The organism is Cohnella xylanilytica (assembly GCF_014212175.1).
GTDB lineage: Bacteria > Bacillota > Bacilli > Paenibacillales > Paenibacillaceae > Cohnella > Cohnella xylanilytica.
The window spans coordinates 135,769-148,528 of sequence record NZ_JACJVR010000031.1 but is presented as its reverse complement, the minus strand read 5'-3'; the positions used below and the strand labels follow the sequence as shown (position 1 = coordinate 148,528).

Genomic DNA, 12,760 nt, shown 5'->3' with positions numbered 1-12,760 from the left:
CCGCCGCGCCGGGCTGAGCCGGCTGCCGTGGTACCTGCTCGGCTTCCTGGCGGCCAGCCTGCTCGCCTCGACCCGGCCGGACGCGTGGCTGCCGCTCCCGGCCGGCTGGGAGGACGCCGCGGCGCGGCTGACGACCGCGCTGCTCACCGCCGCCATGGCCGGGCTCGGCCTCAGCGTCGACCTTCGCGAGCTCCGCGGGGCTCTGCGCCCGCTCGCCGTCCTGCTCATCGTCTCCGCCCTGCTGTCGGCGCTGACGTACCTGTCGCTGGCGTTATGACCCGTCCGCCGCCCCCGCTTCTACCGCTCCCGATCCTCGCGTCCCGCCGGATCCTGCGAGAAATGCAAATTTTCGGCGATATGCTCCGGATCGATCTTCAGCTTCTCGAACAGGGCTCGCAGCTGTTCGGTACTCGCGGTGGACGTCAGGCCGATGTTCAGCGTGCCTTTCAGCTCGCTGACGTGCAGCTCCTGGACTTTGTAGGTAATATTCGGGGGCGACGCGGACTTCAGGTCGGCCATATGATCGTTCAACTTTTCATCAAGCCGGCTATCCATATGGTCCTTCAGTTGGTCCTTCAACCGAGTCTGGAGCCGGTCGCCGAAGTCGTCGAGGATCGGTCCGAACAGCTGCTCCCTCAACCGTTGGTTCTCCGCCTCCAACTCCCGTTGCTTCTGCTCCAGCAGCGCGATCATCTGCTCGAACCGGTAAAAACAGGATTGCAGATAAGCGTTCGCGTCGTACATGAGGGCGCCTCCTTCCTGCAGTTCGCGATTGGACGTCCGGGCTGCCGATCATCCGGATACGGGATGAGGGGGAGGCGGAATCAAGGCTTCCTCCTGGGCCTGCGAGGCCGCTTCGGCGGGCGTTTGTTCGTTTACGCCTTCCGCGATATTCGTCGCCCGGTTATCCGTCAAAATATTGAAGCCGATGTTGAGGTTGCCCAGGTTGGCGATGGAGGTAATTTTAATATGGTTAATATAGAAGTTCATTGCTCGCACCTCCTATAGAAGGTTGCTGTTGCCCTGATCGATAATATCCGGGTCGAAGTTCCGGTCCGTATTGACGGAGGAAGTGGCGTCCCCGTTGACCGTGTTGCCGCCGACGGCTTTGGAATTGGCCGTATTGCCTCGAAGCAGGTTGTCTCCAAAGTTGACGTTGCCGCCCGTGGCGACTTCGTTGATTCGAATGTTAAAGATGTTAAAGATGTTTGGCATTAAACTCATCCTTTGCGCAGTTGGACTGCGGACACATCGGTTGCGTGCGCTTGCGGCAACCGCGGCGCGAAGGTGGTCGCAGCGTCTCATCGAGAACCGGGGAGCCTGTCTCGGAACCGCCAAGGCCAGAAGTCCGCGAACGTCTTGGCATGCCTTGGCTAAGTCCCGGCGCTCTTGGCATCGTCACGGGACTCCTGGGGAAGCCGTCTTCGCCTGTCTCATCCGCTTCCCGTTCCCTGTTAATCGCTCTTCGTGATGCAGTGTATTCATTTGCCTGGGCGTTCGTGTATTTTAATTCTTAATGCCGGAAAATAACGGATGTCCGTATCGAGCAGGCGGCCTCATTCGCTTGGAAGCCTCTCCCGTCTACTGTGTCCGATAAAATGGAATTGGCGAATTTGGCGCCCATAACGGCCGTGGTGTCCGTTACATTCTCTCGACCCTATAGAAGGTTAAAGAAGGGGCAAGCGCAAATAAAAAAGCCCCGGCACGCCGTCTCCGGCTGCCGAAGGCTCCCTTTGCTCTCATTGCTGCACTTGCTTCAGTTTGCTTCACTTGCTTCGTCTTCCACTTGCTCTCATCCCTCGTCTTCCCGCGGCCTGCTTCAGCCCAACCGCTCCGCGATGTTGCGGGCGATCCAGACGCCCGCCGCGCCCGCTTGGGCCAGACCGCGGGTGACGCCCGCGCCGTCGCCGCCGCAGTATAGCCCCTCGATCTCCGTCTCGAGCTTCTCGGTCAGCTGCGGGCGCGCCGAGTAGAACTTCGCTTCGACGCCGTAGAACAGCGTGTGCTCGGACGCGATGCCCGGCGTCACCTTCTCCAGCGCCTCGACCATCTCGACCAGGCTCTTCATCGTGTTGTACGGCAGCACGAGCCCGAGGTCGCCCGGCACCGCTTCCTTCAGCGTCGGCTCGAGGAAGCCTTCCTTGATGCGCGCAGCGGTCGAGCGCCGGCCCCGCAGGATGTCCCCGAACTTCTGCACGATGACCCCGCCGCTGGACAGGTCGTTCGCCCGCTTGCAGATCTCCCGCGCGTATTCGTTCGGCTTGTCGAACGGCTCGGTGAACTTGTGCGAGACGAGCAGCGCGAAGTTCGTGTTCTGCGACCCGAGCGCCGGATCCTTGAAGGCGTGGCCGTTCGCGGCCATGACGCCGCTGTGGTTCTCGACGACGACGTGGCCCGACGGATTGCTGCAGAACGTCCGCACCCGGGTGCCGACCGACGTGTTGAAAATAAACTTGCCCTCGTACAGATGCTCGTTGATCTCGCGCATGACGATGTCCGACGTCTCCACGCGGACGCCGACGTCGACCTGGTTGTTGTACATCTTCAGGCGGCGCTTCTTCAACACCTCCGTCAGCCAGGCGGAGCCGTCCCGCCCCGGCGCGATGACGACCGTGTCCGCGAAGAGCTCTTCCCCGTTCTTCAGCCGGATGCCGCGCGCGCGGTGTTTGCCTTCGACCTTCTCCGTGATCAGGTCTTCGACTTCCGTCTTGAACATCATGTCGATGCGCGAGCCGAGGTAATCGGAGATCGACTTCATGATCTCCAGGTTCTGCTCGGTGCCGAGGTGGCGCACCTGCGCCCGCAGCAGCTTGAGGCCGGCGGCGTACGCGCGCTGCTCGATGTTCCGGACGACGTCGGTCGTCGGGTCGGTAATCGTATCGGTCGCGCCGTGCTCGAGGTTCACCTCGTCCACGTACCGAATCAGCGAGAGCACCTGCGAAGGCGGCAGGTAGTCGGTCAGCCAGCCCCCGAACTCCGTCGTGATGTTGAACTTCCCGTCGCTGTAGGCGCCCGCGCCTCCGAAGCCGGCGGTGATGGAGCAGGCGGGCAGGCACCCGGCGAACTCCTTCTTGCCGGCGGCCGGCGGGCAGAGCTTGATTTTCTCCTCGAGGATCGGGCAGCTGCGCCGGCGGATCTCGTGGCCCTTGTCCACGAGCAGCACCTTGAGCTCCGGGGCTTTGCGGGTCAGTTCATAACAAGCGAAAATGCCGGCCGGTCCGGCGCCGACGACGATGACGTCATAACGGTTCATGAGATGGGTCAACCTCCTTGAGTGTGGGCGAGTGCCGTCCATGGCCGTAGAAAAAGAAAAACTCCCGACCGCGGCGGCTGGCAGGATACAAGGATCCCGCTTCCGTCGTAGTCGGGAATTTGCGGTTCCCGGTAGAAACTCCCGGCCCTTATCGCCGGGGATATACGAATGGAAGTTGTCTGTGCGTTCATCGATAAGATTGCAGGCGTCGCTTGGCGGCGCAACCCAATGCTACTCTTTTTAGCCGCACGTGTCAAGCGCACCTTCGCCCAATCATTCGTTAATGGAGTGTAAAACGAAAGTTAACCCCGCTTAAACAGGTTGTTTTCAACCTAAATCCGAACATTAATCCCCGTCAGACTCGAATGCGTTATCCACCTTCGGATTCCGACGCTTCCTTCCCCTTCGGGATGATCAGGTTCAGCACGAGCGCCGCGATCGCGCCCACGGCCGTTCCGGAGGACAGGATGTAGTTCGCGAAGTCCGGAAGCGTCTGCAGCACGTCGCCCGGGAACACGGTGAGGCCGAGCGTCAGCATGATCGGAATGCCGACGATCATCATGTTGCGGTCGTCGATTCTCAGCGGCTGAATGACCTTGAGGCCGTTCATCAGAATCGCGACGCAGACGATGGCGAAGATGCCGTTGATGACCGGCTCCGGAATGCAGGTGATAAGCACGGACAGCTTCGGCACGAAGCCGAGCACGAGCAGGATGATGCCGCCCGACATGATCGCCATGCGGCTCGCGACGCCGGTGACGGCGATCAGGCCCGCGTTGGACGAGTAGCCCGTCATCGGGGAGCCGCCGAACAGGCTGCCGACGAAGCAGCCGATGCCTTCGCCGAACGCGCCGCGGTTGAGCCGCTTCTCGGTCAGCTCGCTGCCGGTGACGGAGGAGACGACGAACCACGTTCCGGTCGTCTCGATCAGGACGATCAGATAGACGAGAGCCATCGTCGCTACCGCGCTCCAGTCGAACGTCGGCGTGCCGAACGGGAACAGCTCGGGCATCTTGATCCACTTGGCGTCTGCGACCGGGGAGAAGTCCACCGCTCCGTAGAAGGAAGCGACGATCGTGCCGACGACGATGGCGAGAATGACGGAGAGCAGACGGAACAGGGTGCCCCCGCGCTTCAGCTTGCTGCCGAACAGCATGCAGACGACGAGCACCGCGGCGGAGACGCCGGCCACGATCACGTTATGGCCCAGGTTGCCGTGAGCGTTGAACACGCTCTTCATCGCGGAAGGAATGAGGGTGACGCCGACGACCATGATGACCGTGCCGCCGACGATGGGGGGAATGATCTTGCGGACGGCCTTGGCGAACCACTTCAGAGGCAGGCCGAGAATCGCGATCAGCAGGGCGCCGGGCAGCAGGCTCCCCGTCATGGCGGCGAGGCCGAGCTTGCCGCCGATGGCCGACATGGCGCCGATCGGAATATAGGAAGGTCCCTGCACGACCGGGAGCCGCATGAAGATGCCCGTCTGGATAAGCGTCCCGATGCCGGTCGCCAGGAAGCACATTTGAATGAAGAATGAGGTGTCTCCCCCGCTTAAGCCGAGCAGTCCGGCGATAATAATGGGGGCGATGTACAAGTCCATGGCCAATACGTGCTGCAAGCCGAGCAAGAAAGCTTTGCCGACGCCGATCTTGTCGTCGACTCCGACCAGAAGATTCGTTCCGTTCGCGGCGGCTGTGGCGGGTTGTCGTTCCATGATGCTGTTAGAGACCTCCTCATAGTAGGTGAACATCCATGAATAACGTATTTGACCGTTTGATTATAGAGGATATTCGACAAAATGTATAGATTTCACGTACAATATAACTTATGTAAGGTTTAATCGTTCGTAAATTTAACATTCTCTACGAAAAGAGGCCTCATTCCGCATGAACCACAGCCATCCGCAGCTTGATCCCGTACTCGCGAGCGACTGGATCGTCGCCGCTCGCGCCGTCGACGTCGCCGAGAAGCCGCTCGGCGTCACCCTTCTCGGACGCCGTCTCGTCCTGTTCCGAACCGCCGAAGGCGTCCATGCCTTCTCCGACCTGTGCGTCCACCGCGGAGCCGCTCTGTCGCTCGGCTGCATCCGGGACGGACGGCTCGTCTGCCCTTACCACGAGTGGGAGTACGGCGCCGACGGCGCTTGCGTCAAGATTCCGCAGCTTCCCGCCGGGCAGGCGATTCCGCTGAAGGCGAAGGCCGAGACGTTCCCCTGCGAGGAGCGATACGGGCTCGTCTGGGTCAATCTGGACGGCAGCCGCCCTTCCTTGCCGCCGTATCCGGAATTCGACGCCGGCTCCGGGTTCCGGAACGTCGTCTGGGGCCCGCAGGAGGTCGCCGCCAATCCGCCGCGCATCGTCGAGAACTTCCTCGACGTCGGCCATCTGGCGTTCATCCACCAAGGCTACCTCGGGGTGCCGGATCATGCGGAGATCGGCGACTACCGGATGCTCGAGGACGAGGACGGCCCTTATTCGGAAGAGATCGCCGTCTTCCAGCCCGATCCCGACGGCTCCGGCCAAGCCAAGCACGTCTATTACACGTACAAGATTCTGCGCCCGCTCGTCGTGCGGTTCACGAAGCGGGACCGCGAGAACGGCAACCTGATGTCCATCATGCTCGCCGTCCGCCCCGTGGCCGAAGGGAAGTCCGTCGCCTACGGCGTCCTGTCGTTCAACTACGACACCGGCACGACGGACGAGGAGATCGTCGAGTTCCAGGATATGATTTTCGCGCAGGACAAGCCGATTGTGGAAAATCAGAAGCCCGAGAACCTGCCTCTCGACCTGCAGGCCGAGCTGTCGCTCCGGTGCGACCGCGTCAGCATCGCCTACCGCCAATATCTCAAGAAGCTGGGCGTCGCGCTGGGCACCGCTTGATGTCGTGCCGCTTACCCCCCTTCTCCTTCTCGCGCCAAATCGCCGATCGTCCGTTATCGCGGGCTTTCGGCGATTTTTTTTTTGCGCACGGTTCTATCATGTCTCCCCAAGGAATGGCGTTACCTCCAATTTCCTATTTCGTTCAAAAATTGTTTAGTTGCCTGTAGTAAAATGTCACAGTCATTCCCGAATTTAGGCAGAAAGATGGTGGGAAATGAAAAAATGCGTCGAAGCCGCAAGGTAAGAAGAGGTTACGCATGGACGATCGGGCTGTGGGCGGCCGTATTCATAGGGCTGGCCATGATCGCGTACCCCCGATTCGAGGACCGGGCGAAAGAGAGAGAACAGCTGGAGCTGCTGAGCGATTGGAGCCTTCGCATTCAGGCCGCCCCGCAGCCGGTTCGGGCCGAAGCGCCCAAGCCTTCCGCTCCGCCCGCCGCCGCGGCGGCAGCCGAGAAGCCTCTCCCCCAGTGGAAGAAGGTGGACGGCCTGGAGCTGCTCGGCTCTATCCGGATCGACTCCATCGACCTGGTCGAGCCGATCGTGAAGGGAGCGGACGCGAAGTCGCTTCTGAAGGGAGCCGGCACCGTCGTGGAGGGCAGGCTGCCGGGACAGACGGGCAACTTCGTCCTGGCGGGACACCGCAGCTGGACGAAGGGGAGGCACTTCAACCGGTTGGGAGAGTTGGCGCCGGGCGACGAGATCGACATCGACACGACGGCCGGCACTTACCGGTACGTCGTTACGGGGACCAAGGTCGTCGAACCGGAGGAGCTGTCCGTGCTGGACCAGACGGAAGACCGTTCGGTACTGACGCTGATCACCTGCACGCCGATCCGGAAGGCGACCCATCGGCTGATCGTCACCGCGGAGCTTCGGGAGCCTGCCGTATAGGCGGGCAATTGCCAACTATTTTGTCGAGGAGAATGTAGAAGGATGAGAGGTATTCGGAAATTATTCGTTTTTCTGATCGCGGCAGCCGTATTGCTTAACTTCCCCCTGCCCGCTTCCCAGGTGCATGCGGATACCGGCACGATCGCCGAGAATTTGATTCAGAGCGTCGTCATCACGGACGAAGACGGCCAAGAGATTCAGAACGTCCGTCTGGACCAGGGCGCGCGCGTCCAAGTCGACTTCACGTGGAAGTTTCCAGCGGACCACGAATATAAGGCGGGCTCCACGTTCGTGTTCGATCTGCCGGACAAGTTCAAGGTCGGAAGTGAATTGACCGGCAAGCTCGAAGGCGATGTCGGCGAGATCGGCACGTACAAGGTCACGCCGGAAGGCCAAGTGACCTTCACCTTCAACGAATCGATCGAAGGGGAAGAGCTGACCGGCAACTTCTACGTCTGGAGACAGTTCAACAAGAGCAAGCTCTCCGGAAGCACGCAGCAAGAGATCGAGTTCCAATACGACGGCAACGTTTATGCGAACATCCCGGTCCACTTCAAGAGTGCCGCTACGAGCAACATCGACAAGTCGGGAACGCCTGACAAAGAGATGAATCCCAGCTCGATCGATTGGGTCGTCCGCTTCAATATGAAGGAAGACAGCATCAAGAACGCCGTCTTCAAGGACACGCTTCCCGATGGCCTCGCCATCGACCCGGCGTCCGTCAAGGCTTTCAAACTGGACGTGCAGTTGGACGGCTCGACCGTCGTCGGAGAACCGGCAACTCCGGCATTCGACAGCACAAAGCCGACCGAATTCAGCCTGGCGTTCGGAGACATCGATGGCGCCTATCAGGTCGAGTACACGACCAAGATTACGGGTACCGGGAACAAGACTTATACGAACAAGGCCGAAGTGACCGAAGACGGCGCGACGAAGCTGACCGATTCCGACTCGGTCTCGGCCAAGTACATCCCGCCGCTCGACAAGAAGACGACGAGCTACGATTCCGTGACGCAAACCGTCGGATGGTCGATTCAGATGAACTTGAACGAGCGGCAGATCGACCAAGTTGACGCGAAGCTGACCGATACGTTCGGTCCGCTGGAGAAGCTTGTGTCCTTGGAAGTATTCCCTCTGACCGTCGACGCCAGCGGCAAAGCGACGCGATCGGGGGCTGCGCTTGCTGAAGGCACGGCCTACACGGTTGATAAGGATGATACGAACGGCGCCTTCACGCTGCAATTCCTTCACGACATCGACTCCGCCTACGAGATCGCGTACCAGACGACTTCGAAGGAGCGAGTCTTTGCAGATCGCCCGATCAAGAACACGGTCGTCTTCGGTACCGAGACGAAAGAGGCGACTCGGAACATCCAGCAGGTCATTTTCAGGAAGAACAACGGGACCGTCAACTACGCCAGCAAGACGATCGCCTGGTCCCTGAACTTGAACAATGACAACAAGCCGATGGATCAGGTCGTCATTACCGACACCTACGCCGCGAACCAGGGCTTGGAATTCCTGCCAGGCACGCTGAAGATTGGCACCTTGAAAGTAAACGAGGACTACAAGGTCGAACCGAAGACTTCCTACATGGAAGGATTCGTCATCACGTTCCTGAAGCCGATCTCGAGCGCTCTGAAAATCGATTACGAGACCCGCTTCGATTCGACCGTGATCGCGGACCGTAAACTATCCCAATACTCGAACACAGCCAAGCTGGATTGGGAAGAGAGCGACGGCACGGCCAAGACGATCACCAAGACCGGCACGGCCAAGATCGACCAGTTCTCCCAGGGCAACGGCAACAAGACAGGCTCCTACGACGCCCGCACCAAGGAGATCACCTGGACGATCGACTTGAACTACAACCTTCACGACATCGACAACGCGATTGTTCAAGACTTCTATACTGGCGCGGAGACTTTCGTTGAAAATTCCTTGGAAGTGCGCCATCTGAACTTGACGAGCGGTGAGAACGGAGTCTCCCCCGGAGCACTCGTGCCCGGTCCTTATAACGCCGACTATAGCGTTAAGGATAATGGGAACAGCGGCTTCAAATTGACGCTCGGAAAGATCAATTCCGCTTACCGCATCACGTACAAGACAAGCCTGAAGGGTCAGCGCGTCGGAACCGAGTATAAGAATCACGCGACGCTGATCGATGAGGACGATCCGGCCACGCTGCTGTTCAACAAGTCGGCGACGGTGTCGCCGAATTACGGGAACGAGTTCATCTACAAGGAAGGCAGCCAGGGCACGGGAGCGGAGCAAGACTACGCATTCTGGACCGTCGATATCAATCGCAGCCAATCCCTCGTCGAGGCCGGCGCGAAGTTGACGGACACCTTGTCGTCGAACCAGGTACTGGTCCCGGATTCCTTCAAGCTCTTCGCGACGACGGTAGACAAGGACGGCAATCCGACGAAGGCGGGCGAAGTCGACCCGTCCAAGTATTCCCTGGACGTTCAGGGCAACGCGTTCGCCTTGACGTTCAAGGAAGCGATCGAAGAGTCTTATGTTCTGGAGTACAAGTCGTTCCTTAATGCGGACGACGGCGAGACCGTCACCAACGACGCCAAGTTCGCCGGCCAATCCTCCGGGTCTGCTCAGCAGAGCGAGAAGTCGGATATTATCGTAAGCTTGTCGGGAGCGGGAGGCGGAGCGAGCACCCCGGGCAAGGGGGATCTGACCCTTGTCAAGGTGGATGCCTCCGATGCTTCGAAGGGGCTGCAGGGGGCCGTCTTCGGTCTCTATGACAAGACCGGAACGACCCTGATCGGCACGCAGACGACGGACGGGGAAGGCAAGGCGGTATTCCCGGGAATCCGTTACAAGGAGTATCTCCTTCGGGAGCTTGCCGCTCCTTCGGGTTATCTGATCGACGAGGAATACCAGCACGGCAAGCTGATCTCCTTCACCAATTCGACGGGAACGCTCACGATCGCCAACGTGAAGGGCGTCTGGGCTTTCGAGTTGACGAAGGTCGACAAGGATACCGGGGCGATGCTGCCGGGAGCCGTCTTTAAGCTTCAAGCGAAGAACGGCGACAAGTACGAGGACGTAGCTCTGGCTTCCCCTCTCGTCACCGATAGCCAAGGCAAAATCTACTTGCCCGAGCTGGATCCGGGCGACTATCAATTGATCGAGACGGAAGCGCCGAGAGGCTACCGCCTGAATTCGGCTCCGATTCCGTTCACGATCGATTCGAGGCAAACCGCCGCGAAGACGGCCACGATGGAGAACGAGCGCAACGTCGGCTCCGTCGAGCTGAAGAAGTTCGACCCGCTTAACGGCGCCGGTCTGGCGGACGCGGTGTTCGAGCTTCAAGACGAGAACGGCGTCGTTCTGCAGAAGGACCTGAAGACGAACGCCGAAGGCAAGCTGGTCGTAGACGGCTTGAAGTCGGGCAAGTATCAATTCGTCGAAGTCGCTCCTCCGATCACTTACGTCGCAGACGCGACGCCGATCCAATTCGAGATCGTTCAAGACGGCGAGACGGTGCCGTTGACGTTCGCGAATCGCAAGTTCGACGGCGTCTGGGCTTTCGAGCTGACGAAGGTCGACAAGGATACCGGAGCGAAGCTGCCGGGAGCCGTCTTCAAGCTGCAAGCGAAGAACGGCGACAAGTACGACGACGTGGCTCTGGCTTCCGCCCTCGTCACCGATAGCCAAGGCAAAATCTACCTGCCCGAGCTGCCTCCGGGCGACTATCAATTGATCGAGACGGAAGCGCCGAGAGGCTATCGCCTGAATCCGGCCCCGATCCCGTTCTCGATCGACGGGTACCAGTCCGCGGCGAAGACGGCCACGATGGAGAACGAGCGCAACGTCGGCTCCGTCGAGCTGAAGAAGGTCGACTCCTATGACGGAGCCGGACTGGAGGGCGCGGTATTCGAGCTTCAAGACGAGAACGGCGTCGTCCTGCAGAAGGATCTGCGAACGGATGCCGAAGGCAAGCTGGTGATCGACGGCTTGAAGTCGGGCAAGTATCAGTTCGTCGAAGTCGCCCCTCCGCTGAGCTACGCGGCCGATGCGACGCCGATCAAGTTCGAGATCGTCCAAGACGGCGAGAACGTGAAGTTGACGTTCGGGAATCGGAAGAACGCGGGCGTTCTGGCCTTCGAACTGACGAAGGTCGACAAGGATACCGGAGCGAAGCTGCCGGGAGCCGTCTTCAAGCTTCAGGCGAAGAACGGCGACAAGTACGAGGACGTGGCGGCGTCTTCCGCCCTCGTCACCGACAGCCAAGGCAAAATTTATCTGCCCGAGCTGACTCCGGGCGACTATCAATTGATCGAGACGGAAGCGCCGAGAGGCTACCGCCTGAATCCGGCTCCGATTCCGTTCACGATCGACGCAAGGCAGACGATCGCGAAGGCGGCTACGATGGAGAACGAGCGCAACGTCGGCTCCGTCGAGCTGAAGAAGATCGATTCCTATGACGGAGCCGCCCTGGAGGGCGCGGCGTTCGAGCTTCAAGACGAGAACGGCGCCGTCCTGCAGAAGGATCTGAAGACGAATGCCGAAGGCAAGCTGATCGTCAGCGGCTTGAAGTCGGGCAAGTATCAGTTCGTCGAAGTCGCTCCTCCAGCCGGTTATGGAGCGAACGCGACGCCAGTGAAGTTCGAGATCGTCCAGGACGGCGAGAACGTGCAGCTGACGTTCGAGAATCAGATCCTGACGGGGTCGGTGACGCTGACCAAAGTCAGAACCGGCACTTCCGGCCGGAAGCTGAGCGGCGCGGTGTTCCGTCTCCTGGACGAGAACAAGAATCCGGTCAAGGACCGCGAGGGCCGCGCGATCGAGAACTTGAAGACGGACGCGAACGGACAGCTCCACGTGTCCGGCCTGAGACCGGGCAAGTACATCTTTGAAGAGACGAAGGCCCCATCGGGTTACGCCATCAAGACGAAGTATACGGAATTCACGGTTGCTTATGGACAGGATACGGCCGTTACGGTCGTGAACTCTCCGCGCAGCTCCGGGTCCGGTCCCGATCCGGTTCCCGAAGAGCCGCAGCCGACGAATCCCGTAGATCCGACGACGCCGACGAACCCGACCACGCCGACGACCCCGGTAGATCCGGGAACGCCGACAACTCCGGTCGATCCGGGTACGCCGACGACGCCGGTCGATCCGACCGAACCGGGAGATGGCGGCCAGCCGACGAAGCCGGGTTCGCCCAAGCCTCATAAGCCCGGCAAGGAAGTGACCACGCCTAAGAACACTTCCGTTAAGGGCAAAGTCGACGTTCCGAAGGGCGCCCAAGCCAGCGTCGGCAGCAAGCCGGCCCGCGGCACGGTCACCGTGGACGCGAAGGGCAACTGGAAGTACACTCCGAAGCAGGGGTATACCGGCAAGGATTCCTTCACGGTCGCCACAAGCGACGGCGAGGAGATCACGGTCGAAGTCAACGTCGTGCCGGCGCAAGCAGCAGCCGATAACGGCGGGGATGAGGGCTCTGCGGCAGGCAGACTCCCGAAGACCGGCGAGTCCATGCCGCTCGTCTCTCTCTTCGGGTACATCCTGACCGCCTCCGCGCTCATTCTGTTGACCGCCCGGTGGTTCGCCCGCAGACGGACGACCAGAGGGTAAAGAAGACGAACGGCCGAATGAACGTTTGAACCCAAAAGAACGACGGAACGAAGCGCGAGCTACGTTCCGTCGTTCTTTATCTATAGTTCCCGTTTCGATGAAGGAAGGCGGCTAACGAATCGAGGAGACGCTG

Annotated in this window: 9 protein-coding genes and 1 riboswitch; of the genes, 4 read left to right on the top strand and 5 right to left on the bottom strand. The window is 60.2% G+C overall.

The genetic code is table 11. The features are described 5' to 3' along the window. Positions 1–277: putative sulfate exporter family transporter (locus tag H7B90_RS09240; RefSeq protein ID WP_185135570.1), on the top strand; the 277-nt coding region annotated here is incomplete at its 5' end. A gap of 20 nt (positions 278–297) precedes the next feature. On the opposite strand, the gene gerPC is transcribed toward H7B90_RS09240, so the two are convergent. The 5 genes from gerPC to H7B90_RS09215 all read right to left on the bottom strand — a co-directional run bounded on the left by gerPC (position 298) and on the right by H7B90_RS09215 (position 4,970). Beyond that, positions 298–744: a spore germination protein GerPC gene (gene gerPC / locus H7B90_RS09235; RefSeq protein ID WP_185135569.1), complete on the bottom strand. Its 447-nt coding sequence runs from the start codon at positions 742–744 to the stop codon at positions 298–300. 48 nt (positions 745–792) lie between these two features. Beyond that, positions 793–990 carry a hypothetical protein gene (locus H7B90_RS09230; RefSeq protein WP_185135568.1) on the bottom strand — a complete coding sequence of 66 codons (198 nt, stop codon included), beginning with the start codon at positions 988–990 and terminating at the stop codon, positions 793–795. 12 nt (positions 991–1,002) lie between these two features. After that, positions 1,003–1,215: a spore germination protein gene (locus H7B90_RS09225; protein WP_246578577.1), complete on the bottom strand. Its 213-nt coding sequence runs from the start codon at positions 1,213–1,215 to the stop codon at positions 1,003–1,005. Positions 1,216–1,819: 604 nt separating this feature from the next. Next, on the bottom strand, positions 1,820–3,253 hold the full coding sequence (locus H7B90_RS09220) for an NAD(P)/FAD-dependent oxidoreductase (protein ID WP_185135566.1): 1,434 nt from the start codon (positions 3,251–3,253) through the stop codon (positions 1,820–1,822). A gap of 88 nt (positions 3,254–3,341) precedes the next feature. Beyond that, a riboswitch (purine riboswitch) is annotated at positions 3,342–3,441 on the bottom strand. Positions 3,442–3,623: 182 nt separating this feature from the next. Then, positions 3,624–4,970 carry a uracil-xanthine permease family protein gene (locus H7B90_RS09215; RefSeq protein ID WP_185135565.1) on the bottom strand — a complete coding sequence of 449 codons (1,347 nt, stop codon included), beginning with the start codon at positions 4,968–4,970 and terminating at the stop codon, positions 3,624–3,626. A 172-nt stretch (positions 4,971–5,142) separates the two neighbouring features. Here H7B90_RS09215 and H7B90_RS09210 point away from each other — a divergent pair, with 172 nt between their 5' ends. The 3 genes from H7B90_RS09210 to H7B90_RS09200 all read left to right on the top strand — a co-directional run bounded on the left by H7B90_RS09210 (position 5,143) and on the right by H7B90_RS09200 (position 12,627). Then, the gene (locus H7B90_RS09210; RefSeq protein WP_185135564.1) at positions 5,143–6,135 is read left to right on the top strand and encodes an aromatic ring-hydroxylating dioxygenase subunit alpha; all 993 of its coding nucleotides are present in this window, start codon (positions 5,143–5,145) and stop codon (positions 6,133–6,135) included. A 222-nt stretch (positions 6,136–6,357) separates the two neighbouring features. Continuing rightward, the gene (locus H7B90_RS09205; RefSeq protein ID WP_185135563.1) at positions 6,358–7,029 is read left to right on the top strand and encodes a class D sortase; all 672 of its coding nucleotides are present in this window, start codon (positions 6,358–6,360) and stop codon (positions 7,027–7,029) included. Between the two features lie 42 nt (positions 7,030–7,071). Beyond that, the gene (locus tag H7B90_RS09200) at positions 7,072–12,627 is read left to right on the top strand and encodes a SpaA isopeptide-forming pilin-related protein (protein WP_185135562.1); all 5,556 of its coding nucleotides are present in this window, start codon (positions 7,072–7,074) and stop codon (positions 12,625–12,627) included. Positions 12,628–12,760: the final 133 nt, after the last annotated feature.